This window comes from Streptomyces sp. NBC_00354 (genome assembly GCF_036106915.1).
Lineage (GTDB): Bacteria > Actinomycetota > Actinomycetes > Streptomycetales > Streptomycetaceae > Streptomyces.
In genome coordinates, this window is the sequence record NZ_CP107983.1 from 515,621 (window position 1) to 539,451 (window position 23,831).

23 protein-coding genes are annotated in these 23,831 nt (G+C 70.9%); 10 read left to right on the plus strand and 13 right to left on the minus strand.

Annotation, left to right across the window (positions count from 1 at the left end; all coding sequences use genetic code 11):
• Window positions 1-64: 64 nt before the first annotated feature.
• The 4 genes from OHT74_RS02505 to OHT74_RS02520 form a co-directional block, all read right to left on the minus strand.
• The gene (locus tag OHT74_RS02505) at window positions 65-928 is read right to left on the minus strand and encodes a peptidoglycan DD-metalloendopeptidase family protein (RefSeq protein ID WP_328619142.1); all 864 of its coding nucleotides are present in this window, start codon (window positions 926-928) and stop codon (window positions 65-67) included.
• A 133-nt stretch (window positions 929-1,061) separates the two neighbouring features.
• A complete protein-coding gene (locus OHT74_RS02510; RefSeq protein ID WP_328619143.1) occupies window positions 1,062-1,484 on the minus strand; it encodes an NAD(P)/FAD-dependent oxidoreductase in 423 nt (140 codons plus the stop codon).
• Window positions 1,420-2,682, minus strand: coding sequence for an NAD(P)/FAD-dependent oxidoreductase (locus tag OHT74_RS02515; protein ID WP_328619144.1), 1,263 nt, complete (start codon window positions 2,680-2,682; stop codon window positions 1,420-1,422). Before OHT74_RS02515 ends, OHT74_RS02510 begins: the two co-directional genes overlap by 65 nt.
• Window positions 2,683-2,830: 148 nt before the next feature.
• Complete coding sequence (locus tag OHT74_RS02520; RefSeq protein ID WP_328619145.1) at window positions 2,831-4,222, minus strand: amidohydrolase family protein; 1,392 nt, start codon at window positions 4,220-4,222, stop codon at window positions 2,831-2,833.
• A gap of 297 nt (window positions 4,223-4,519) precedes the next feature.
• On the opposite strand from OHT74_RS02520, the gene OHT74_RS02525 reads away from it, so the two are divergent.
• Window positions 4,520-5,110, plus strand: coding sequence for a TetR/AcrR family transcriptional regulator (locus tag OHT74_RS02525; protein WP_328619146.1), 591 nt, complete (start codon window positions 4,520-4,522; stop codon window positions 5,108-5,110).
• Here OHT74_RS02525 and OHT74_RS02530 read toward each other — a convergent pair.
• The 4 genes from OHT74_RS02530 to OHT74_RS02545 form a co-directional block, all read right to left on the minus strand.
• Window positions 5,093-5,935, minus strand: a complete 843-nt coding sequence (locus tag OHT74_RS02530) for a helix-turn-helix transcriptional regulator (protein ID WP_328619147.1) — start codon at window positions 5,933-5,935, stop codon at window positions 5,093-5,095. The genes OHT74_RS02525 and OHT74_RS02530 overlap by 18 nt on opposite strands.
• Before the next feature lie 196 nt (window positions 5,936-6,131).
• The gene (locus OHT74_RS02535) at window positions 6,132-7,187 is read right to left on the minus strand and encodes an NAD(P)-dependent alcohol dehydrogenase (RefSeq protein ID WP_328619148.1); all 1,056 of its coding nucleotides are present in this window, start codon (window positions 7,185-7,187) and stop codon (window positions 6,132-6,134) included.
• The gene (locus OHT74_RS02540) at window positions 7,184-7,438 is read right to left on the minus strand and encodes a helix-turn-helix transcriptional regulator (RefSeq protein WP_399249126.1); all 255 of its coding nucleotides are present in this window, start codon (window positions 7,436-7,438) and stop codon (window positions 7,184-7,186) included. The genes OHT74_RS02535 and OHT74_RS02540 overlap by 4 nt, the downstream gene beginning before the upstream one ends.
• Complete coding sequence (locus OHT74_RS02545; RefSeq protein WP_328619149.1) at window positions 7,432-7,860, minus strand: hypothetical protein; 429 nt, start codon at window positions 7,858-7,860, stop codon at window positions 7,432-7,434. The genes OHT74_RS02540 and OHT74_RS02545 overlap by 7 nt, the downstream gene beginning before the upstream one ends.
• Window positions 7,861-8,116: 256 nt before the next feature.
• On the opposite strand from OHT74_RS02545, the gene OHT74_RS02550 reads away from it, so the two are divergent.
• Window positions 8,117-8,551 carry a DUF7144 family membrane protein gene (locus OHT74_RS02550; RefSeq protein WP_443047252.1) on the plus strand — a complete coding sequence of 145 codons (435 nt, stop codon included), beginning with the start codon at window positions 8,117-8,119 and terminating at the stop codon, window positions 8,549-8,551.
• Between the two features lie 49 nt (window positions 8,552-8,600).
• A complete protein-coding gene (locus tag OHT74_RS02555) occupies window positions 8,601-10,214 on the plus strand; it encodes an FAD-dependent monooxygenase (RefSeq protein WP_328619150.1) in 1,614 nt (537 codons plus the stop codon).
• A 1-nt stretch (window position 10,215) separates the two neighbouring features.
• On the opposite strand, the gene OHT74_RS02560 is transcribed toward OHT74_RS02555, so the two are convergent.
• Together OHT74_RS02560 and OHT74_RS02565 are read right to left on the minus strand one after the other, a co-directional pair.
• A complete protein-coding gene (locus OHT74_RS02560) occupies window positions 10,216-10,752 on the minus strand; it encodes a CAP domain-containing protein (protein ID WP_328619151.1) in 537 nt (178 codons plus the stop codon).
• A gap of 226 nt (window positions 10,753-10,978) precedes the next feature.
• Entirely contained in the window at window positions 10,979-12,718 is a 1,740-nt protein-coding gene (locus OHT74_RS02565; protein WP_328619152.1) for a serine/threonine-protein kinase, read from the minus strand.
• Window positions 12,719-12,888: 170 nt separating this feature from the next.
• Between OHT74_RS02565 and OHT74_RS02570 the strand changes: the two genes are divergently transcribed.
• Entirely contained in the window at window positions 12,889-13,251 is a 363-nt protein-coding gene (locus OHT74_RS02570; RefSeq protein ID WP_328619153.1) for a hypothetical protein, read from the plus strand.
• 7 nt (window positions 13,252-13,258) lie between these two features.
• On the opposite strand, the gene OHT74_RS02575 is transcribed toward OHT74_RS02570, so the two are convergent.
• A complete protein-coding gene (locus OHT74_RS02575) occupies window positions 13,259-13,624 on the minus strand; it encodes a hypothetical protein (protein WP_266660168.1) in 366 nt (121 codons plus the stop codon).
• 163 nt (window positions 13,625-13,787) lie between these two features.
• Between OHT74_RS02575 and OHT74_RS02580 the strand changes: the two genes are divergently transcribed.
• From OHT74_RS02580 to OHT74_RS02590, 3 genes are read left to right on the plus strand one after another with little or no spacing between them, the layout of a single operon-like run.
• Window positions 13,788-14,732: a GDSL-type esterase/lipase family protein gene (locus OHT74_RS02580; RefSeq protein WP_328619154.1), complete on the plus strand. Its 945-nt coding sequence runs from the start codon at window positions 13,788-13,790 to the stop codon at window positions 14,730-14,732.
• Window positions 14,733-14,742: 10 nt separating this feature from the next.
• On the plus strand, window positions 14,743-15,951 hold the full coding sequence (locus OHT74_RS02585; RefSeq protein ID WP_328619155.1) for an MAB_1171c family putative transporter: 1,209 nt from the start codon (window positions 14,743-14,745) through the stop codon (window positions 15,949-15,951).
• Entirely contained in the window at window positions 15,948-17,414 is a 1,467-nt protein-coding gene (locus tag OHT74_RS02590; protein WP_328619156.1) for a pyridine nucleotide-disulfide oxidoreductase, read from the plus strand. The genes OHT74_RS02585 and OHT74_RS02590 overlap by 4 nt, the downstream gene beginning before the upstream one ends.
• A 16-nt stretch (window positions 17,415-17,430) precedes the next feature.
• Here the strand turns inward: OHT74_RS02590 and OHT74_RS02595 are convergent, their stop codons facing one another.
• Window positions 17,431-18,339, minus strand: a complete 909-nt coding sequence (locus OHT74_RS02595) for an aminoglycoside phosphotransferase family protein (RefSeq protein WP_328619157.1) — start codon at window positions 18,337-18,339, stop codon at window positions 17,431-17,433.
• Window positions 18,340-18,427: 88 nt separating this feature from the next.
• Here OHT74_RS02595 and OHT74_RS02600 point away from each other — a divergent pair, with 88 nt between their 5' ends.
• The gene (locus OHT74_RS02600; RefSeq protein WP_328619158.1) at window positions 18,428-19,084 is read left to right on the plus strand and encodes a class I SAM-dependent methyltransferase; all 657 of its coding nucleotides are present in this window, start codon (window positions 18,428-18,430) and stop codon (window positions 19,082-19,084) included.
• 146 nt (window positions 19,085-19,230) lie between these two features.
• Here OHT74_RS02600 and OHT74_RS02605 read toward each other — a convergent pair whose 3' ends face one another.
• Entirely contained in the window at window positions 19,231-19,641 is a 411-nt protein-coding gene (locus OHT74_RS02605; protein WP_133895739.1) for a Fur family transcriptional regulator, read from the minus strand.
• A 217-nt stretch (window positions 19,642-19,858) separates the two neighbouring features.
• On the opposite strand from OHT74_RS02605, the gene katG reads away from it, so the two are divergent.
• Both katG and OHT74_RS02615 read left to right on the plus strand, forming a co-directional pair.
• Complete coding sequence (gene katG / locus OHT74_RS02610) at window positions 19,859-22,063, plus strand: catalase/peroxidase HPI (protein WP_328619159.1); 2,205 nt, start codon at window positions 19,859-19,861, stop codon at window positions 22,061-22,063.
• Window positions 22,064-22,116: 53 nt separating this feature from the next.
• Window positions 22,117-23,751 (plus strand): hypothetical protein, encoded by a 1,635-nt coding sequence (locus tag OHT74_RS02615; RefSeq protein WP_328619160.1) that lies wholly within the window; start codon window positions 22,117-22,119, stop codon window positions 23,749-23,751.
• Window positions 23,752-23,831 lie beyond the last annotated feature (80 nt).

A 23,831-nucleotide genomic window follows, 5' to 3' on the forward strand; every position in this document is an offset into this window, starting at 1 on the left:
CCCCAAAGTGCCGGGGGCAGGTTAGCCAGCGGAATCAATCGTTTCTGTAAAGGTTGGCCGGAACTCAACACTCGCCGCGCCACTCGAAGCGCTCGATGGTCCGGCCGCCGGCGGGAAGGTTTCCGCGCCCCTCGTCCCAGCCGTAGTGCAGGCAGGCGCCGCCGCCTTCCCTGAAGTACACCTGCACGTGGTCGTAACCCGGCTGCGGCATACCGTTGTTGAAGAAGGACCTGCGCAGGCCGCAGCGGCTTTCGGGCTCGTCGGCGGCGGAGCGGCAGACCGTGCCGGTGCCGTCGGCTCCCGAGTAGAAGCAGACGTGGCCGGACGGGCAGTCCTGCCAAGCTGCCGGCGCGCCGGTGCAGTTGCGGCTCGTCACGCTCGGCCAGTCCTTGCCTGCGCCCGTGTACGCGACACCGTCGAAGTAGGCCGGAACCCGTTGCCTCTCGTCGGTGAAGTCGCCGGAGGCCAGGAAGCGCTGCTCGTAGTGCAGGTGGGCCCAGTCGGAGGCGCCCGAGGTGCCGATCCGGCCGATGCGTGTGGACGGCTCGACGGCGTCGCCCTTCTTGACGTAGGCCGCCGGGTCGTCCTTCAGGTGGTAGTACGCCGTGAACCAGCCGTTGCCGTGGCTGATCTGGATCGTGTTGCCCGAGCCGTTGTTCCAGTACGTGGCGGACACCGTACCGGCGGCGGACGCCAGGACGGGCAGCCCGTCGGATCCGGTGTTGCCCTCCACCACCATGTCCAGCGCGGGGTCGTGGCTCCAGGTGTGCATCTCCCAGGTCGTGCCGCACGGGAACGGCAACTGGAACAGCGGCTTCGCCCCGGCCGCCGCCCTCGGGGGCGCGGCCGAGGCGGGCACGGCCGCCAGGACGAGTCCCGCCACGGACATCAGCACCAGCGCACGCAGCATGCGCACGTACCGCTTCATGTCTCCCCCTCGCGGCCCTGTGGACGGCGCCCTGCCAGGCGTTGCCGCGCACCATGGTCGGGGGCGGGGGACGATCACGACACCTCGCAGGTACGAGGGTGCCCGCGGCCTGGTGGCCTGCAGGCGTTCGCGTTCAGTCCGCGGTGGCGGGTACCAGGACCTGCCCGAGGTACTCGGGCGAGAAGAACTCCGCGGGCGAGGTGACGCCCGCGGCCACTCGGGCGAAGCCGTCCATGGCCGGTACGCTGTGGGACACGGCCTCCAGCAGCCATGCCATCTCCGGCGTCGGCGGATCCAGGGTGGCGAGTTCGGCGGTGGACTCGTACATCGGCATGACCTTCGTGTCCCTGGTCTCCTGGTACTCGCGCATCGCGTCGTCGAAGGCCCGGTGGCCCGTGAACGTCAGGTCGAGCGCGTGTGCGCAGAGTTCCGCGTCGCGGAAGGCGTCCTGGATGCCCTGGGCGGTGACGAAGTCCTTCAGGTACCCGGAGTCACCGACGAGCGCCCAACCGGGTCCGTACGGCCTGCGGAAGCGGTTCGGCACCGCCGTGCCCACGAGCCGTTCCACCCGGGCCGCTGACCGTGCCCGCACCGCGAACGACGGCACCAGCGCCAGGGCTGCACTGCAGCTTCGGCTTCTCGGCGTACGCGGCCGCGCCGACGGCCTTCGCGACGAGCGAGTGGATCCCGTCCGCGCCGATGACGACGCGGGCGTACTCCGTGGCGCCGCTCCCGGCCGCACCGTGACCCCTGATGCCCGTCACGGTGTCGCCCTCGATGACCAGGTCCTCCACCGTGAAGCCCTGGCGTACCTCGGCACCCGACGCTTCGGCCGCCTCGACGAGGATCTCGTCCAGGACGGTCCGGCGCAGCGGGCGCCGACCACGAGCGCGTTCGGATCGCGCGCTCGGCGGCGCCCGCCTCCCCGGCCGCCGGCAGGGACAGGGCCAGTCCCGGCCGGCCGGAGTGGCCGAACCGGCAGGCGTCGCGGTAGGCCCGTTCCGCCTGGTCGTGCTCTCCGCGCAGCCGGTACAGCTCACCGAGCTGGTAGTAGGCGGCGTCGGCCGACACCGGATGCGACACGGAGGCCAGGCACCGGCACGCACGGTCCGCCTCCTCCATGGCGTCCGCCCAGTCTCCGTGCAGACGCATGACCTCGACCCGGTGGACGAGGCAGACACCCCGGTAGGGCATCTGATCGTGCAGGTTCGCGCACCACCGGGACATCTCGGCGGTCCACTCGCGGGCCCGGCGGAGGTCGAACACCTCGTGGCAGGCGGTGATGACCGCGCAGTACGCCAGCCCCGACACGATCGGGGACACCTCGCCCGCGGTGACCGCGACCATGGCCTCGTCGAGGAGGCGGATCCCGGCCCGCTCCTCCCGGAGCTCGATGAGCATTCGCCGATGGAGACCATGGAGAAGTTCTGCAGGTCGGCGTCCGCGTACCGGGTCGCGATGGTCAGTGCCTGCTCGGAGACCGCCCGGGAGAGGACGAAATCGCCGGCGGAATAGCTCCGCAGCCCCTCCAGTGCCGGCAGGTACCCCTCCTCGACGCAGGGCGCCCCGGCGGTGTCGAGGAGCCGCTGTCCCCGGGCCATCCAGCCGGTGGCCCGCGCCTGCTCACCGCTCAGCACCAGATCGAGGCCCAGGCGGAACGCGCACCGGACGGCCCGCGGGATCTCGCCCGCGCTCAGCCAGGCGTGGTGCGCCCGCGTCCAGGCGTCGGCGCTCTCACGGTCCCGGCCGGTCATGTGCGCGGCGAGAGCGAGCCGTTCGAGGCCCTCGGCGTCGAGCGGGCGGTGCAGGTCTGCCCGGACAGGGCCGCGTACTCCTCGCCCCACGCCTGTCGCGGGTGCGCCTGATCCCGGGTATCCGGGGCCGGGGCGCGGGCGGGGGTGGTCAGGCGGCCGGGGTGTTCAGCACGTACGTGCGCGAGGCGTGTACGGCACTGCGCAGTGCGGGGAGGTCCACGTCAAGGACCTGTCCGTTCCACTTCCGGGGTTCGCCGTTGATCAGGACCGTGCTGATGTTGCGCGGGTCGGAGCCCAGGACGATGGTGCCGATGGGATCGTTGAGCGGCATGTTGTTGAGGTCCTCGGCCTGGATGACCAGAAGGTCGGCCTTCTTGCCCGGTGTGAGCGAGCCGGTGACGCCTGCGAGTCCGTTGGTCCGGGCGCCCTGGAGGGTGGCGAAGTCCAGGACGTCGTGGGTGGTGATCCGGGAAGGCTGCCCGTCGGTGCCGTAGGCGGCGTTGACCGCGCGCATGCGCTGGAGGGCGTGCAGGGTCCGCATCTGGGTGAACATGTCGCTGGCCAGGGCGACTTCGACGTCGATGCTGAGGCCGGGGCGGATGCCGGCGGACAGTGCCTCGTCGACGGCGGGAATCGCGGTCTCCAGGCCGATCTGGGTGTCGGAGGTGGGGGCGAGCGACACGGTGGTGCCGGTATCCCCCATGGCCCTCCATGCGTCGGAGGTGAGTCCGGTGGAGTGGATGAGGGTGACGTCGGGACCGAGGATGTCGTCCTCGGCCCAGCGCAGCACCGCCTCGGAGGACGCCGTTCCGAAGACGGCGTCCACACTCACGCCGATGCCCAATTCTTTGGCTGCATGGGCGAGTTCGGGTCCGTAGGCGAGTCCGGGTCCGGCGATCTCGTCGGTGGCCAGGGCCGCCAGCCGCAGGGTCAGCAGCTGGTCGTCGCTGCTGAAGTACCGGTCCTTGATGCGGCTGAGATCGCCGGGCCACTGCCGGTCCCAGTCACCGAAGTGCGGACCCATGGAGGCGTGCACTCCGCGGATTCCGGTGCCGATGAGGGCCTGGATCGCGGCGTCGGAGTGCTCGCGGGTGCGGGAGTTGTGGGAGAAGTCGAGCATCGTCGTGATACCGCTGTCGATCGCCGTCAGGGCGGCCAGCCTGGTGCCGATGTACATGTCCTCCGGCCGGTAGACGGTGGCGTAGCCGGCCAGGGTGGTCATGACGTAGCCGGCCAGGTCGTCGACGTCCGGCATGATCCGGCGCAGCTGGGACTGCCAGGCGTGCCGGTGGGTGTCGACGAAGCCGGGGGTGAGGATCGCGCCGGTGGCGTCGACGACAACGGCGTCGCCCCCGCCGAGGTCGCCGCCGACCGCGGTGATCGTGTCGCCCTCGACGAGGAGATCGCCGCGGTCGATGACGCCGAGGCCGGGGTCCATGGTGACGATCGTCGCGCCAGTGAAGAGGATGCGCCGCTGACCGGCGGGCCGGCGCCGGATCCGCGTGAGGGCGGCATCGAAGGCGTTGGCTTGGACGTTCATGACAGGACTTCTTTCCGTACACCGAAGAGGGAGATGGTGCGCTGCGGCTGCCGAGCGGCGACCGGAACGGCTCTGCCATCAGCCTCGGTCGCGCTGTCTGCGGCAACCAGGCCGCCACGTTCCCTGGTGTCGCGCACCCAGGATGCGGACGTGTCGTCACGCGCAGCGGCCACGGCCGTTCCCGCCGCTTGGTCGCCGGTCCCCCGGTCTGCCATCATGGGCGAAACGGAACCTTGCTCCGAGACCACGATACGGAGCATCGTTCCGCTTCGCAGGACTCACTGAAGGAGCGTCGCGGTGAACGACGGCGGACAGGGCGCGGGAAGCTCAGCCGGGTCCAAGCGCAGGGACGCCCGGCGCAATCAGCAGACCCTGCTGGAGGCAGCCGCTGCGGTGTTCGTCGCCTCGGGCGTGGAAGCGCCGGTGCGGGACATCGCGGCTGCGGCCGGCGTCGGCATGGGCACGATCTACCGCCACTTCCCCACCCGGGCGGACCTCGTCATCGCCGTCTACCGCCACCAGGTCGACGCCTGCGCCGAAGCCGGCCCGGCCCTGCTGGCGTCAAGCCCGACACCGCACGCCGCCCTCGAACGGTGGGTCGACCTCTTCGTCGACTTCCTCGTCACCAAACACGGCCTCGCGGCCGCGATGCAGGCCGACAATTCCGGCTTCGAGGCGCTGCACGCCTACTTCCTCGACCGCCTGGTGCCGGTGTGCACCCAGCTCCTCGACGCTGCCGCCGCCGCGGGCGAGATCCGCTCCGACCTCACCGCGTACCCCCTCATGCGCGGCATCGGCAACCTCTGCATCGGCGCCGAGAGCGACCCCCGCTACGACGCCCGCCGACTGGTCGCACTCCTCGTCGCAGGACTACGCCAACCCTGCTGAGTGCGGCGCGGGTCCCAGGGAACGGAGTTCTGCGAAGGCGGCCATGGTGGCACTGGCGGGCTCGGCCTGGTAGACGACCAGCTGCTGGTGCGGGGCATCGTTGACGGTGAAGGCCGAGAACTGGATCTCCAGAGCGCCGACCCCGGGGTGTACGAGGTGCTTGGGCTGCCGCGTCTTGCCCCGCACCTCGTGCCGCGCCCACCGTGCGGCGAATTCCGGGCTCTTCGCGCACAGCGTGTCGACGACCTCGGTGATCCGCGGGGACTCGGGGTCGCATCCGTACGCGGCACGGATTTCGGCGACGCAGGAGTTCGCGGCCTTCTCCCAGTCCTGGTGGAATCCGCGTCCGGCCGGGTCCAGGAAGACCATACGGGCCAGGTTGTCGAACTGCTGGAATCCGCTGTGCAGGGCCGCGGCGAGGGTGTTGTACGCCAGGACGTCCAGGGCCGGTCCCAGGACGAAGGCGGGGGTGTCGGGCCAGCTGTCGAGCAACTGCAGGAGCTGGGGGCCGACCCGGGAACGAGCGGCGGGAATCCCACGGCGCCCGTGCGGCGCCCGGGTGAGTCTGCGCAGGTGGTCGAGTGCCTCGTCGTCGAGGTGCAGGGCAGCGGCGATCGCGGCGACGACCTGGGGCGACGGGCCGGTCTCCCGGCCCTGTTCCAGGCGCATGTAGTAGTCGGGGCTCACACCCGCGAGCAGGGCGACCTCCTCGCGGCGCAGCCCCGGTACCCGCCTGCGGCCGTGCGCGGGCAGGCCTATGTCCTGCGGCTTGAGGGCTTCGCGCCGCGCTCTGAGGAACTCTCCCATGGGACTGCTGTCGCGCATGAAGTCAACGTACTGGACAGGAAATACCGGCCGACGTGGTGGGCGGGCGGCCGGGCGGACTGCGCGGTGGCGGCGTCCGGCACGGTGACGTCGGCCGATGGTCCTGGAAGCCGGCGGAGAAGATGGCTGCGTCGGTCATCGCGGCTCCTGAGGGCGGGACGGATCTCGGGGCTGTCGCCGTCAGTTGTCGGGTGGCTCACCCTCCACGATGAGTCGTCCACGAGTTCTTCGCCCGAACGGGGTGCGCCGCGGACGCGGAAGGCGGGCCCGGGCCATCGCCCTGGACGCGGATCGCGATCTTGCCGCGTACGTGTCCCTCCCGCAGGCGGCGTATCGCGTCCGGGACTTCGGCCAGCGGGTACGTACGGTCCACCACGGGGGTGAGCGCGCCGGACTCCACGAGCTCCCCCAGGACGCGCAGGTCCTCGGGGCGGGGCGTGGCGGCGAGGCCGCGCAGGCGGTGGGGTGTGAACGGCGACAGCAGCAGGGCTCGCAGCTGCCGGTCGTGGCCGCCGATCCAGCGGCCGTCGGTCTCGCCGCCGACGATGACCAGCGTCCCCCGAGGGGTCAGGGCCCGGCGCAGCCGGTGGAGGGGACGGTTGCCGGCGATGTCGAGGACGAGGTCGTAGCGGTGGACCCCGTCGGTGGGGTCCTCACGGGTGTAGTCCACGGCCCGATCGGCGCCGAGGGAGCGGACCAGGTCCGCCTTGGGGGCGCTGCACACCGCGGTGACGTGTGCGGCCCCGAGCGCCTTGGCCAGTTGCACGGCGTAGGTCCCGACCCCGCCTGCGGCGCCGATCACCAGGACCCGCTGGCCGGGCTTCAGGCGGCCGGTGCGCAGGGCCTGGAGGGCCGTGGTCGCCGAGATCGTGACGACCGCCGCCTCCTCGGGCGTGAGCCGGGCCGGCCGCGGCGCCAACTCGTCCTCCTTGGCACAGGCGTACTCCGCGAAGGAGCCGGTGCACGTGCCGTACACCTGGTCGCCCGGACGGAAGCGGCTGACGCCCGGCCCGACGGCCTCGACGCGGCCTGCGACGTCCAGACCGCGGACCCGCTGTTTGGGTGCCCGCAGGCCGAAGCCCGCTGCGCGGAGCGCGTAGGGCGTGCCCGTCATGAGGTGCCAGACCCCCTGGTCGAGGCCGGCCGCCTGCACGCGCAGGAGGACTTCGCCCGGCCCGGGGACGGGCTGTTCGGTCTCTTCGAGGCGCAGGACGTCGGGCGGTCCGTACACGTCCTGGACGATGGCTCTCATCGGCTGTCTCCCTCGTTGCCTGTGCTTCCGCTGGTGGGGTCCGAGTACTGGAAGACGCTGTCCAGGGGGACCCCGAACACCCGGGCGATCTGGAAGGCCATCTCGAGCGAGGGCGAGTAGCGGCCCTGCTCGATGGCGATGACCGTCTGGCGGCTGACGCCGATGCGGCGGGCGAGCTCGGCCTGGGTCATCTCGCCGTGGGCGAAACGCCGGGCCCGGATGGTGTTGGTGACCCGCGTCGCCTTCACCACGGGTGGAATCCGAACCGGTACGAAATGACCTTGACCACCGAGCTGAGCACCGACGACAGGACGAAGGCCAGGTAGATGGCGTTGGCGATCCAGAACGGAGCGGCCTCGGCCATCGCCAGGAGCAGGCCGGCCACGCCGCCGATCACGACGAAGGACTGCCCGACGTACTCGCCGAAGCGGTGGATCTCGCGGTCGCGCTGGTCCTTGACGTTCGCCTCCTTCGGCGAGAGGGCGGCGATCGCGATGTGGGTGGCGATGGACGCGGCGATCGACAGGCCGACCGTCCACAGCAGGGCTCCCGCGTACGGCGCGCGGGTCAACGGCACTCCTGCCGGGCGCCCCAGTACGACCCACAGGTACACCGCATAGGACCCGACCGCGACCACCAACATGCTCCAGGCACGTTTCTCCTCGACTGCCACTGCCGCTCCCCATGTCAAGAAAACCAGACATGGGGAGTGTCAATCAGCCGCGACACGATGTCAAGCATTCTTGACCACGGCCCCACCGGGGCAGCGACCCCCAAGGTCCCCGGGGCATACGCATTTCCGGTGGTCACAGCGGCGCCACGGCTTCGGAATGCCGACGGGGTGGCCCCATGCCACGCTGAGACGGGGAATCGCGCCGGCTCCGGCATGCACGGCTGACCGGACGGCGCTGCCAAGCAAGGAGGCCGACATGGCCAGTGACTCCACCCAACCCAGAGCGGCCGACGCCAACCCGCGCCCGTGGCACGGGCACACGTCCGGAACCACCGTCCTCGCCGGAGCGTTGATGATCTTCGGTGGGGCGATGGCGATCTTCGAGGGGATCTCGGCCGTCGTCAAGGACCCCCTGTTCATCGCCACACGCCACTACGTGTTCGAGTTCAGCCTGGCGGGCTGGGGCTGGGTCCATCTCATCGTGGGCATCGTTCTCGTCCTGGCCGGCTGCGCCGTGCTCAGCGGAGCCCTGTGGGCGCGCTACTTCGGCGTATTCGTCGGGGGGCTGGGCGCGGTCGCCAACTTCCTGTGGATCCCGTACTACCCCCTGTGGGCCACGATTCTGGTCGCCGTCAACCTCTTCATCATCTGGGCGCTGTGCCATGGCATGCACCAGGAGGCCGCCGGCTGACGGTCGCCGGTTGCCTCGTCAACCCCAGGACGAGCAGGAGGAGTTCGACATGCCCGAAGCGGACACCGGGATGGCCTCCGAGGTAGACGCCGAGGTGGCCGTCCTGATCGTCGGGGGTGGGCCCGTCGGACTCACTGCGCGAGCGCTGCTGGAACGCTGGGGCGTGCGGGCCCTGCTGGTCGAGAAGCACGTCGAACTGTCGCCCTTCCCCCGGTCCCGGCTGGTCAACGTGCGCACGATGGAGATCTACCGCCAGCTCGGTCTCGCTGCCGAGATCACGGCCAACGCGTTCGCACCCGAGTACGGCCGCGTCCGCTTCCGCGACACCCTGCACGGCGACGACTTCGCCACGGCGGCGATGATCGGTGTCCACGCGCCGGTGCCCGAAAGTCCTGCCATCGGCGTGGTCACGTCGCAGGACCGGCTGGAACCCACCCTGCTCGCCGCAGCAGACTCCCCCGTGCGGTTCGGGGTCGAGCTCATCGACCTGGTCGAGGAGACCGAGAGCGTCGTGGCCGTACTCGTCGACCACCGGCAGGGCCGCGGTCGGGAGACTCGCGTCCGGGCCCGTTACGTGGTCGCCGCCGACGGCGCGAACTCCGGCGTCCGGCAGCGGCTGGCCATCGACACCGCCGGCCCCGGAGCGCTGGGGAGCTTCACCACCGTGCTGTTCGACGCCGACCTCGACCGCTGGCGCGCCCACCAGCCCGCCGGGGTCTACTTCACCGCGCACGGATCGTTCGGACCGCTCTACCCCGAAGGGGGCTGGGCCTGGTTCGGACCGACGCCCGAGGACGCTGCGCACGTCGACTGGCCCGCCCTGGTCTCACGCGCCCTCGGCCCCGGCGCCGGCGTACGAGCCGATGTGCTGCGGGTCCAGCAGTGGATGATGAACGCCTTCGTCGCGGAACGCTTCCACCACGGCCGGATCCTGCTCGCGGGCGATGCCGCGCACGCCATCCCCCCGATCGGCGGCCTGGGCATGAACACCGGCGTCGCCGATGTGCACAACCTGTGCTGGAAACTGGCGGGCGTCCTCCACGGGTGGGCCCACCCAGGCCTGTTGGAAACGTACGGGACGGAGCGACACCCCGTCGCCCAACGGACTCTGCGCCAGTCGGTGGCCAACACCCAGCTCATGGTCCAGGTACTGAACCGGCGCCGCGACCAGCTCCAAGCGGGCGAAGGAGCCTCGGCCCAGGTCGAACTCCCCTGGTCGGAGAGGTACTTTGCCCAACTCGGCCTCGTGCTCGGCGTCGGCTACCACTCTGCCGCCGTACTCGGCGACGACGACGGCACCCCACCCGAGCCCTCCGACAGCGGAACGGACTACGTCCCCACCACGAGGCCGGGCCACCGGATGCCGCACCTCTGGCTGGCCCACAGCCGCTCCACGCTCGACGCCTTCGGCGAATGGTTCACACTGCTCACCCCGGACCCCGCCCGGTGGGAGCAGCAGTCCAGCACACCGTGGCCGCTTCGCGTCGAGCTCCTTCCCGAGGAGCACCTCGAACGCTGCGGTCTCCGGCCCCATGGGGCACTCCTCGTCCGACCCGACGGCCACCTCGCCGCCCGCTGGCACGACCGCCCGCCGAGCGACTCGGTCCTCCGCAACGCCGTGACCACGACCACGCGCCCGACAGCCCCCGGCGCCGGCCGGTGAGTCAGCTTGCGTACCGGCACACGACGACCCACCCGCCACCGGGAATGGGAACGCCGCTCTTCGCACCGCAACCGATCTTCTGGTACTTGCTGTCGATCATGTTGTAGTAGTGGCCCCACGTCCGGTAGCCGGCGGGGTTGCTGACGTAGTCATGGTCGGGATCGGCGTCGTAGTCGCTCTTCTCTGCGGCCCATGACCCCGTGGCCTGACCCGGCGGATAGCCCGACATGTTCTCGGCGGCGTTGTTGATCGGGGCGTGGTTCAGCCGGCCGCCCGCCGTGGACGCCGGGTCGTCGGCCCAGGCCTGGGCCTCGGCGGCGAGCGCGGCATCCCAGACCAAAGGCTGCTGGTCGGCCTGTTGGCGCACGGTGTTCGTCTCGGTGACGATGGCCTGTTGCTCGGCGGGACTGAGCTCGGCGGGCACCGCCGAGTGGGAGACGGTCGCGGTCGCACCCGTCGCCAGCACCATGCCTCCGGTCATCAGCGCCGCCGCGAAGAGGGCCGAGGCCCGATGGTGTATCCGGGAAAGAGTCTCCATTGCGACTCCCTGGTCGCACAGAAAACAGCAGCAGAAACACAGCCTGCTGGGACGTGCCGGCGCGGGTCACGGCCGTCGGTAGCGGGCCGCACGGCCGGCTGTGCAATGGCCGAGAGGCCATCGGCGACGAAGTGGTCTGGTCGGCGGCCGCACACGGCCGCCCTCCGTAGGACAAGCCTAGGACCCGGGCGGCCGCGCGGCGAACGGAATGACCGGCAGGAAGGTGTCAGCAGCGGGTCGACGGGCCGCTCTGGCGGGTGAGGTTGTCGTTGGACATCCAGCCGGATGCGCTCGAGTCGGCGGCGCGGACGAAGGTCCACTTGTTGCCGTACGCGTTGACGATGTAGCAGTGGAGCAGGAGTTTCGTGCCGGACTTGGCCGTCGCCACGGAGGAACACGTTTGGTAGGGCCCGGTCACGATGTGGTAGTTGCCGGTCATGTAGCCGTATGTACCCGGGTCCCGCTCCTGATGGTTCCAACCGGTGCAGCTCGTGGATACGGGGCTGGGCTCAGCCGGCGGAGAGGCCGACGCCTTCGGGGCCGAGCCGCCCTTGCCGCTCGTCGTCGGCGTCGGTGTGGGCGACTTGCCGGCCTTGCCGCCGGTCTTCATCGGCTCCGGAAGCCGCGAGTCGTCGGACGCGGGGACGGAGGGGCTGCGGGCGCCCTGAGGCGACGCCGCTTGTGCCTGCTGCCGACCGCTCTTGCCGCCCGGCCGTCCCACCACGGCGTACGTGATGCCGCCCCCGGCGAGTACGACGGCGACCGCCGCGGCGATGACGATGCGTGTGCGGGCCGCTCTTGCGGCGCCGGGAGCCTGGGCGGCGGTCGGTGTGCCGGTCTGCCCGAACGTGCCCGGCCCGCCGGGGGCCGGGTAGCCGGCGTAGGGCGGCTGCGCGGAAGGCTGGGGAGAGGGCTGGGGGTACGCCACCGGAGCCGGGCCGTAGCCGGGCGGAGGCACCGGGACGACGGGGGGTGCGACCGAAGCGGTGCCCCCCGTCGCGGGCGGGGCAGCCACAGGGGCAGCTACAGGGGTGGCAGCAGGGCCGGTCGGAGGGGCGGTCACCGGGGCAGTCACCGGGGCGGCTCGGTCCCGACTCCGGCCCTGGGCCACCGCCTCCAGCATCTCGCGCGCCTGCCCGGCGGTCGGCCGGTTCGCCGGATCCTTCGCCATGAGCGCCTGGAGCACGGGCGCGAGCGCTCCGGCTCGACGCGCCTCCGGCAGCGGCTCGGTGACGATCGCCGACAAGGTGGACCACGCGGACGTGCGGCGGAACGGTGACGTGCCCTCCACGGCGGCGTACAGCGTCATGCCGAGTGACCAGATGTCCGACGCGGGACCGGGCTCCGTACCCTGCGCCCGCTCCGGCGGGAGGTAGTCGAGCGAGCCGATGATGTCGCCGCTGCGGGTCAGCTTGGCCATGGCCTCGTCGCCCGAGGCGTCCAAGGTGGCGATGCCGAAGTCGGTGAGCACGACCCGGCCGTCGCGCTCCAGCAGCACGTTGGCCGGCTTGACGTCGCGGTGCAGGACCCCGGCCCGGTGCGCGGCGTCGAGTGCGTCCATCAGCTTGGCGCCGATCGCCGCCGCCTCGCGCGGCTCGAGCGGGCCACGCTTCGTCAGTACGTCGTCGAGCGAGGGCCCGTCGACGAGTTCCATCACGATGACCGGCAGGCCCTGTTCCTCGGTGACATCGTGCACGGTGACCACACCGCCGTGCCGGATACGGGCGGCGGCCTGCGCCTCCCGCTGCATCCGGGTCCGCAGATCGGCCAGTTCGACCCCGGAGGCGTCGGTGTAGGCTCGCATGACCTTGACGGCGACTTCCCGGCCGAGCAGTTCGTCCACGCCGCGGGCCACCACACCCATGCCGCCGCGTCCGATGACCGCGGTCACCCGGTACCGCCCGCCGAGCACCTTGCCGACCAGCTCCGAGCCGTTCGCCTCCCCCGCCGTCACCACACGCTCCATCCATCACCGTTGGTCAACTCCCGTACTGAGCAGGCCCAGCGTAATGGCACGCACATTCGGGCCATCACGCGACCGAGCCCGGCGTGTCGAGCGCCCGCTGGGGTGCCGGCCATGACTGATGAACGGATACGGGTCGAGCAGACCCTCACGGCCTGGCGCAGGATCGAGACGTGGCTCGAGGAGTACGCGCCGCGGAGCCAGCGGCGTCTGCCACCGTCGGCCTGCGAGGCGAAGAGCCGCAGCAGCGGTACCTGGCTTTCGTCGCGTCGGACCCGGACGGTTTCTACGGGCTGTTCGCCGATTGCACTCCCGGGGAGGGGTACGGCGGCCTCGGCCGTTACGCCGAGGCCGACGTACCGACGCCGCGGACCTGGCCGTCGTTCGCCGCGTACCTGACCGCCGTGGCCGACGCGTTGCACGACGGGCGGGGCGTCGGCACCGACACCGACGTGCCGGGTGTCGTGCACCAGTCCTTGCACTGGGACGACCCGCGGTCGCCGTCGGAGAAGGCCTGGGAGCCGTTCCGCGGATAGCCTCCGGTCAGGGGCCTTCGTCGTACGTTCCCGCCTCCACCTCGAGGGCGAGCTGCTGGAGTACCTCGATCGACGAGATGTCCGTGCGGCCGCCGTCGTGCGCCATGGCGAGGCTGGTGAACGCCAGGCTGAATCCGGCGACCATCGTGTGCAGAGCCGGCCCCAGTGCCTCCGCGACGAGGCGGGCCACCTGCTGCGGGGACGAGTCGGCCGGCACGCTGATCGAGGGCAGCATCTCGTTCAGCAGCTGGGTGACGACGCCTGCTTCCGTCTCGGGACCGTCGTCGTGCTCGCCGGCTTCGGCTGCCCGGCGGATCTCCTGGGCCTCGGTGAGGATGCCGATGACTCGCTTGAGAACCTCTGCACGTTCCATCTTCGGAGCGTAGCCCCAGTGCGCTCGGGCCGGGCTCACGTTCCCGGATCTCCTGCTTCCCCGGTGGCAGCCGCGTGATGACCGGGGGAGGCCTCGTTCGGTGGCCCGGGGCGGCCGTTAGGGTGAGTTGATCGTTTCTTCAAGAAAGGCCACGCGGCTCACAGTGACCGAATCACGCCCCCACACCCTGTTCTCCTTCGGCACGCTGATGGACGAAAGGGTGCAGACCGCTCTCTTCGGCCGAGCTGTGCCCACTGCTCCGGCGTCGCTGGCCGGCTACACCACCCGGCCCCTGCCGATCACCGACCCGGCCGTGATCGCCGCCAGCGGCCTCGACGTACACCTGATCCTGGAGCGCAAGATCGGCGCCGCGGTCGAGGGCGCCGTACTGCACCTCACCGATCAGGACCTCGCCGCGGCCGACGCCTACGAAGTCGACGACTACGCCCGCCGACGGGTGGTGCTCACCTCCGGGGAGAGCACCTGGGCCTACCTGGAAGCGAAACCGCTGCGCTCCGCACAGCGCATCGTGATCGTGGGCGACAGCATCGCGTACGGGCGCTGTGATCCGCGGGGAGGGTGGGCAGGCCACCTGGCGGCTGCCCACATCGCGGGGAACGAGGCTGAACACCGGGTCTTCAACCTGGCCATACCCGGCAGCACCCTGGCCGATGTCAGTGAGCAGGCACCCGCACTGCTGGGCCCGCGCCTGCCGGACACCCTCCTCGTCGCCGCCGGTATCAACGACTCCGCCCTGCCGCTCGCCGTCGCGGAGACCCACGTCGACGGGCCGGCGCCGGCGCACCTCGCGGACCGTCTCGGCTCGCTGGCCGCCACGGCCCTCGGCCACAATGCGCGACTCGTCGTCGCGGGACCGACATGGATCGACGAAGCACGCACCCGCGACTACGAGGGCCTGCGATTCACCCGGGCACGAGCGCTGGACCTGCGCGCATCCCTGCGGGCCTGGTGCACTGGGAACCACGTCGACTTCCTCGACATGTGGGAGCCGCTGCGCGAGAAGAGCGAACTGCTCGTCGACGGCCTGCACCCCACCCCCGAAGGGCACGAGGCGGTCTATCGGCATCTCGACGCCCTCAGTCGCTGAGGAACACGGCGTGAACGATTCGAACGGACTGGGCTTCTACGTACCAGGAGTCCTGCTGCTGGTGGCTGCGGGCCTCAAGCTCCCCGCCCTCTGGCGCAACCCCCGCGACGAACTCCTGCGGTCCGTCTGCATCCTCCTCGCGCTGGCGACCGCCGTGTTCGGGTTCACCGCGATTCCCACCGTCGTCGCGGTCAACCGGATCACGGGAGTCCCGAACGCCGCCGCACCGCTCGTGTTCTCGCTGCTCACGGCCTTCTCCGGGGCCAACATCGTGCTCATCTTCCGCTGGAGCAGCGGCCCGGAGGACGCCGAGCGGACACGCCGGCGCTCCCGCCTGTGCAACGTGGTCACCCTCGTGGTGATCGCCGCCATCAACGTGCTCTTCGCGCTCGGTGACGCCCCCGTCGAGCGCGTGCGCGATCTGGACACCTATTACGCGTCCACGGCGTACATCAGGGAGATGATCCTCCTCTACCTCGGGGCTCACACCACGGCAGCCGTCACCATGACGCTTCTGTGCTGGAGGTGGGCGCGCGAGGTGCAGGGCGCGCTCCGCTCGGGGCTCGGGCTGATCGCCGTCGGGTACGTGCTCAACCTCTTGTACGACATCGCCAAGTTCACCGCGATCGGGGCCCGCTGGGCGGGCAGCAGCGACTGGGACGTCCTCAGCTCCGAGATCGCACCGGCCCTCGCCTCCGTGTCCGCGCTCCTGATCGCGACCGGGTTCGTCCTGCCGCTCATCTCCCAGCACGTGACGGGCCAATGGCGGATGTGGCGCCGGTACCGTCAGCTCCGCCCGCTGTCCCAGGAACTGAAAGCGGCGACACGGCGCAGCATCGAGCTGGCCAACGGGCCCTGGACGTCCATGGAGATCCGGTTGACCCAGCGCGAGTCGGACATCCACGACGGGATCCTCGCGGTCAGTCCCTACCTGCACGCCGGCGTACGGGAACAGGCGCTCCGGGAGGAGCTGGAAGCCGGCCGTCCGGCTGATGAGGCTGCGGCCGTGGCCGACGCCGCCGCCCTGGCGAATGCCGTCGTCCTGTGGGGCCGTGCGCAGAACGCGCCGGAAGAGGAGCCCGGGGCACGGGACGCGGGCCCGGTCCTCGCCTCGCCGAGCAGCCCCCTGGGCCTGGTCCGGATGTCCCAGGCACTGACCCGGTCGGCCACCGTCCGTTCCTGCCGGCGAAGCGCCGCCCCGGAGAGCAGCACACCATGACATCGCACCCTTCCGCGTTACCCCGCGTGGTCGTTCTCGGCGGAGGCCTCGCCGGCACTCTTGCCGCGGCGGCCCTCGCCCCCCACGTCGGCGAGATCCTGATCGTGGAGCGCGACAGCGCGCTGCCGCAGACACCCGCGCCGCGGGCGAGGCTCCCCCAGGCCGCGCACGCCCACACGCTGTGGGCCGGCGGGGCCGATGCCATGGAGGAACTCCTTCCGGGGGTCACGACCGACTGGCTCGCGGCCGGCGCCCACCGCATCCCGATCCCCAACGGAATGGTCTCGTTCTCGCCGGCCGGCTGGTACCGCCGCTCATGGGATCCGACCCACTACGTGATCGGCGCCGGCCGCGACCTGATCGACTGGGCCGTACGCAGGCGCGTCCTGGGGATGCCCAACGTCGGACTCCGGACGCGTACGAAGATCACCGGGCTGGCAGGAGACGGCGCGCGGGTGCGCGGCGTGTACGTCGAACAGGCCGCGCACGACGGGCAGGAAGCGCCCGGGGGTCCGAGCCTGGTCGAGGCCGACCTCGTCGTCGACGCAACCGGCCGCGGCTCGAAGAGCACCCGGTGGCTCCTCGACATCGGCGGCCCCGAGGTGCGGGAGACGGTGGTCGACGCCGGTGTCCGCTACGCCAGCCGGCGGTACCGCGCGCCGGAAGGAGCGGAGACCGACTGGCCGGTGGTGCACATTCCGGCCGATCCCCGACAGGCCCGGCCCGGGCTCTTCGCCACCATCATCCCCATCGAGGACGGCCAGTGGCACGTCAGCCTCTCGGGCACGCGCGGCGGCGAGCCCGCCTCGCGCGAGGAGCTCTTCGAGGAGTTCGCCCGCGGGGTCCGGCATCCCCTCGTGGCCGATCTCCTCGCCCGCGCGGAGCCGATCAGCGACGTCAGCGTGTACGCGCGCACCGCCAACCACCGCCGCCAGTTCGAGCGGGCCGGGCTCCCCGAAGGATTCCTCGTCGTCGGGGATGCCACCACCAGCCTCAACCCCGTCTACGGACACGGCATGTCCGCCGCGGCCCTCGGCGCCCTCGCTCTGCGCGGCCAGGCCGCACGGACGCCGGTCGCCGCCGCGGGATTCACCTCACGGGCGCAGCGCGCGATGGCGCGGCCGACGGCTGCGGCATGGCTGCTGGCGGTCGGCCAGGACCGCTTCTACCCCGGCGCGATCGGCAGGAAGCCGAACCTCGCGGACCGGCTGAGCTCGCAGTACGTCCACCGCCTCGTCCACACGGCCACCGGCAACGGCATGGTCGTCAAACGGGTCACCGACGTCGTCACCCTGCGGAAGCCGGCCGGCATCCTCGCCGGCCCGGCAGTTCTCCTGGCGGCAGCACTCGGCCCCCGCAAGCCCCGGCTCGACGGCCCTGAACTGACGGCACGGGAGCAGGAAGTCCTGGCCCGGCCCCCACTGCGCTCAGCGGAGACCTCCAGCGCCACCGACCCCCGGTAGTCCCACCGCTCACCGCTCACCGTGCAGCGGCGTCGGCGAGAATCGCCTCGAGGCGTGCGCGGCATTCGGCGACGAAGGCGGGGTAGGTGTGCCAGTAGTACGAGATCCCGCTCACGGCGACCGCGATCGCCCAGGCTCGGGCGCGGGTCCAGGTCGGTTCGTCGAGGCCGAGGCTGTTCCAGTAGGCCTGCCGTGCTCGGGGCGGCAGGTCCCAGACCGTGGCGTGCTCGGCGTCGGGAAAGCCGACGGACAGGGCTCCGAAGTCGATGACCGCGTGGAGCTTGCCCTCCCGAACCAGGAGGTTGGTGGGCTTGAGGTCCCCGTGCAGCCACACGTGAGGCCCGGAAGGCTCGGGCAGCACGAGCGCGGCGCGCCACAGCTGTCCCAATGCCTCGACGTCGAGCTCCGAACCCACGGTGGTGCGGCAGTCGTCAAGGCACTTGCCGAACCACTCGTCGCAGGCCTGCAGGCTGCCCCCGCGGTACCAGCTGAGGTCATCCGAGCGAGTCGCTCCCATGAGGCCGGTGCCGTGGAGCTCCCGTACGACCGCCGCCAGGTCGGCTCCGAAGGCGGCCCAGTCCCGGACGGTGTCCGGGCCTGCTTCGTCGCCGTCGAACCAGCGGTAGACCGACCAGACGAGCGGGAAGGCGTCGGTGGGCGTCCCGGCGTGGACGGGCTCGGGGATGGGACACGCGAGGCGGGGTGCCAGGCGCGGGAGCCACTCCTGCTCCTTGTGCACCGACCGGGCGTTGTCGGCGGTTCGGGGAAGTCTCACGACCAGGTCGTCGCCGAGCCGGTACATGACGTTGTCCGTACCCGCACCCGCGGGCGACAGCGGCAGGCCGGCCCACTCCGGGCGCTGGGCCTCCAGCAGTGACCTGACGAGCGCCTGGTCGATCGGGACCTCATCGTGGTGAAGCGTCATGTGCGCAGCTTCTCTGCCGGATGGGACGGCGGGCCAGTGGTTTTCGTTCCGCGGTGCGTTGTCAGTGGCGGCTGGCATGATCCCTGCCATGTCTGATCCCACCCGTTCCATTGCCGAGTACTGGGACGCTGCCGCGGCGGCGTTCGACGACGAGCCGGATCACGGCCTGCGTCAGGAGCACACCCGCGCCGCGTGGGCCCGGCTCTTGAAATCCTGGCTCCCCGTCGGGCCGGCCGATGTTCTCGATGTCGGTTGCGGTACCGGGTCGTTGTCCCTGCTGCTGGCCGAGGCCGGGCACCGGGTCACCGGTGTGGACCTGGCGCCCCTGATGGTGGAGCAGGCCGTGGCCAAGCTCACGGCCGCCGGCTTTGCGGGCCGGTTCCTCGTCGGCGACGCCGCCGTTCCGCCGACCGGGCAGGAGCGGTACGACGTCGTTCTTTCACGGCACCTGCTGTGGACCCTGCCCGAGCCCGAGTCCGCGCTCCGGGAGTGGGTCGCGCGCCTCGGCCCGGGAGGCCGGCTGGTGCTGGTCGAGGGGCGGTGGCGCGAAGCGGGCCAGAGCGGCGTGCCGTATGTGGCCGGAGCCGAGTCACTGCCCTGGCACGGCGGTACCACCGCCGAGGACCTGGCCGCCGCCGTCCGTCCCCTCGTGTCGGACCTGCGCATCGAACCGCTCAGCGGGGACCCCGAGCTGTGGGGCGGACCCGTCACCGACGAGAGGTACGCGCTGATCGCCCGCGTCTGACTAGGGAGTGTCGTCAAAGTGGCGTCGGCCGCCCGAAGGGCGGGGCTGGCGGAGCCTGGTGCGTGCGATCGCAAGGCGGAGGAGGGAATCGACGCGGTGGGGGCACCTCCCAGCGGTAGCTGGGGGAGGGACTTTGACGACACGACCTAGGCGCAAGAGGGGCACAGGCCGCGGTAGGTGACCTCGGCCTTGGACACCGTGAAGCCGAAGCGTTCCTCTGGCGGGAGGCCTGCCAGGGGATCGCCCGTGGGGTGGACGTCGCGGATGGTGCCGCAGCGGGAGCACACCAGGTGGTGGTGCGGGTGGTGCGCGTTGGGGTCGTAGCGCTTCGCGCGGCCGTCCGTGGACAGCTCCACCACCTCACCGAGGGCGACCAGCTCGCCCAGCGCGTTGTAGACGGTGGCGCGCGAGATCTCCGGCAGCCGCTCCACCGCGCGGGCGTGCACCTCGTCGGCCGTCAGGTGCACGTGGTCCCCGTCGAGTACCTCCGCAACGACACGCCGCTGGGAAGTCATCCGCCAGCCACGCCCACGCAGTCGTTCCAGCAGGTCACTCATGTCGGTTCACCCATTCAGGTTCGGTGGGGCACTCGGAGTTTGGAGAACGGTCCGGATCCCTATTGGTTATGGGTTTGGTGTACTTCTTGACTTGGATTGTGTCCATCGTAGGATCGGTTCGGTCGGCAGCCAACCCTCACGACAGCCGCGCCCGTACGACGCTTCCGCCACCCGCACTTCCTTAGCAGCGCGATCCGCCCGGTTTGGAAGGATTCCCATGTCTGAGAACCATGATGCAAACGCCGTAGACGCGAAGACGGAGGGTGGAGGCGGGTGCCCTGTCGCGCACGAGCGCGCCGCACACCCGACGCAGGGCGGTGGAAACCGCCAGTGGTGGCCCGAGCGGCTCAACCTCAAGATCCTCGCCAAGAACCCCGTCGTGGCCAACCCCCTCGGCGAGGAGTTCGACTACGCCGAAGCGTTCAAGACCCTCGACCTCCCCGCGGTGAAGCAGGACATCGCGCAGGTGCTGACCACATCGCAGGACTGGTGGCCCGCCGACTTCGGCCACTACGGCCCGTTCATGATCCGGATGGCCTGGCACAGCGCCGGCACCTACCGGATCAGCGACGGCCGCGGCGGCGCCGGGGCGGGACAGCAGCGCTTCGCCCCCCTCAACAGCTGGCCGGACAACGGCAACCTCGACAAGGCCCGTCGCCTGCTGTGGCCCGTCAAGAAGAAGTACGGCCAGAGCCTCTCCTGGGCCGACCTCATGATCCTCACCGGCAACGTGGCCCTGGAGCAGATGGGCTTCGAGACCTTCGGCTTCGCCGGCGGCCGCGCGGACGTCTGGGAGCCCGACGAGGACGTGTACTGGGGTCCCGAGACCACCTGGCTCGGCGACGAGCGCTACACCGGCGACCGTGAGCTGGAGAACCCCCTCGGCGCGGTCCAGATGGGCCTCATATACGTCAACCCGGAGGGCCCGAACGGCAACCCCGACCCGCTCGCCGCGGCCCGCGACATCCGCGAGACGTTCCGCCGGATGGCGATGAACGACGAGGAGACGGTCGCCCTGATCGCGGGCGGCCACACCTTCGGCAAGACCCACGGCGCGGGCCCCGCGGACAACGTCGGCGCCGACCCCGAGGGCGCTGCGATCGAGCAGCAGGGCCTTGGCTGGAGCAACAGCTTCGGCACCGGCAAGGGCGCGGACGCGATCACCAGCGGCCTCGAGGGCATCTGGACCAACACCCCGGTGACCTGGGACAACAGCTTCTTCGAGATCCTCTTCGGCTACGAGTGGGAGCTGTTCCAGAGCCCCGCCGGTGCCAACCAGTGGCGGCCGAAGGCGGGTGCCGGAGCGGGCACCGTCCCCGACGCCCACGACGCGTCGAAGAGCCACGCCCCGACGATGCTGACGACGGACCTCTCCCTCCGCCTCGACCCGGCGTACGAGCCGATCTCCCGGCGCTTCCTGGAGAACCCCGCGGAGTTCGCGGACGCCTTCGCCCGTGCGTGGTTCAAGCTGACCCACCGCGACATGGGCCCGATCGTGCGCTACCTCGGCCCGGAGGTCCCGTCCGAGACGCTGCTGTGGCAGGACCCCCTCCCGGCCGTGACGCACGCGCCCGTCGACGCCGAGGACATCGCCTCCCTCAAGAGCAAGATCCTCGCCTCGGACCTGTCGGTGTCGCAGCTCGTCTCCACTGCGTGGGCGTCGGCCTCGTCCTTCCGCGGCAGCGACAAGCGCGGCGGCGCCAACGGCGCACGCATCCGCCTCCAGCCGCAGAGCGGGTGGGAGGTCAACGAGCCCGACCGGCTGACGACGGTGCTGCGCACCCTGGAGGGCGTCCGGCAGTCCTTCAACTCGGCCCAGGCCGGCGACAAGCAGGTCTCGCTCGCCGACCTGATCGTGCTCGCCGGTGGTGCGGGCGTCGAGCAGGCCGCGAAGAACGCCGGCTTCGACGTGGAGGTCCCCTTCACCCCGGGTCGCGCGGACGCCGTGCAGGAGCAGACCGACGTGGAGTCGTTCGCGGCGCTCGAGCCGGTCGCCGACGGCTTCCGCAACTACCTGGGGAAGGGCAGCCGGCTGCCGGCCGAGTACCTGCTGATCGACCGGGCGAACCTGCTGACGCTGAGCGCCCCCGAGATGACGGTCCTCGTCGGTGGGCTCCGCGTCCTGGGCGCGAACCACCAGCAGTCGTCGCTCGGCGTGCTCACCACGACCCCCGAGTCGCTGACCAACGACTTCTTCGCCAACCTGCTCGACCTGGGCACCACGTGGACCGCGACGTCCCAGGACGCGAACACGTTCGAGGGGGCTTCCCGCTCGCCCGCCCGCCTGGTACCGCCTCGCCCCGATTGTCCACCGGGCCCCGACGGGCCTCGTGGATTCGCTGCGGTCAATCAGGGCCACCCCCGTGATCAAGGCTCTGTGGCTGTGTACTCTGAGCGAGCTTTCGAACCTGTTCAAGCGTAAACGGAAATGGGGGGCCGGTGCGCAATCGCCGACTCGTAATGTCCGCTGCCGTCGTGGCAGCGAGTGTGGGTCTCATACCGGGGGTGGCCCAGGCCGGGCCGGCCACGCCGGGCACCGCGGGCACGCACGGGGTGACCGTGCCCGACGTGGACCTGAACAAGGCCGCGGCGTCGAACTTCACCACCTTCAAGAGCCCTGCCGAGCAGACGGTCCAGACCTCGTCCGCCGCCAAGGCCAACGGCAAGGGCGCTGCCTCCCCGCAGGCGGAGGGCACCGCTGCGTCGGAGCCGACCGTCGCCATGACCGCCAAGGGCATCAGCGCGCGCGGGATCAGCCTGGACGTCGCCGTCGCGAGCGACCCGGGCACCGCGCTCTCGGTCAACGTCGCCTGGGGTGACGGCACCAGCGTGACGTTCGGCGCCAACGGGCCGACCAACTCGACGGAGACGCACTCCTACCCGGAGATCGGCTCGTACACCATCAAGGTCACCCTGTCGGACGGTTCGGGCGAGCGGGCCGTCAACCAGCTGCAGGTCGTGACGCCCGGCTCCGACTTCACCCCGTACGCACCCACCCGTCTGCTGGACACCCGCAGCGGCATCGGTACGGAGCAGGGCAAGGTCCCCGCGTACGGCACCACCCGGGTCAAGATCTCCGGCAACGGCGCGATCCCCGCGGGTGTGACGGCCGTGGTGCTGAACGTCACCGCCACCAACACCACCAGCGGCGGCCACGTCACGGTCTACCCCGAGGGCAGCGACCGTCCGACCACGTCGAACGTCAACTTCTCGGCCGGTCAGACCGTCCCGAACCTGGTGATCGTGCCGGTCAACAAGAACGGCTACGTCGACCTGTACAACGGCGGCTGGGAGTCGGTCGACCTGATCGCCGACATCACCGGCTACTTCACCCGTACCTCGTCCAGCGGCTACACCCCGCTGGCCCCCTCGCGGTTCCTCGACACCCGCGAGGGCCTCGGGCAGGTCGCCGGCCAGGGCACCATCGGCGTCCAGATCACCGGCAAGGGCGGCATCCCGTCCGGCGCCACGGCCGTCGCGCTGAACGTGACCGTCACCAACCCGCGCGAGGACGGCCACCTGACGGTCTTCCCGAGCGGCGGGTCGGTCCCGAGCACGTCCAACCTGAACTTCCGCGGTGGCCAGACCGTCGCCAACTCGGTCATCGTGCCGGTGGGTCCCGACGGCTCGATCAAGGTCCGCAACGGCGCCTGGAAGGGCACCGACGTCATCGTCGACGTGGTCGGCTACTACAGCCAGGACAGCCAGGGCGCCTACCTGCCGTTCCTGCCGGAGCGACTGCTCGACACCCGTGACCCCGCGGACTGGCCGTACGGCCAGCTGGAGGGCCAGGGCTACATCTACATGCCGCTGTCCACCACGCGCCCGAGCAACACGGCGTACGTGCTGAACACCACGGTCACCAACCCCCGGGGCGACGGTTACCTCACGGTGTCCCCGGACCCGAACAGCCTGTACGACTACGACAACGGCTGGGAGATCTGGCCGACGCCGCCCAACTCCTCCAACCTGAACTGGAAGAAGGGCAACACCGTCCCGAACCTGGTCCAGGCGGGCATGGGCAACAACGGCATCGTGGACTTCTGGAACCGCGGCTGGGACAACATCGACCTCGTGGTCGACATCTTCGGTGTCTACCAGACGAACTGACCCGACTGACCCAGGCGAAACGATCCGCCGGCAGGTGTGAACGACAGCGCCCCGGGACGGCCTTTGCGGCCGCCTCCCGG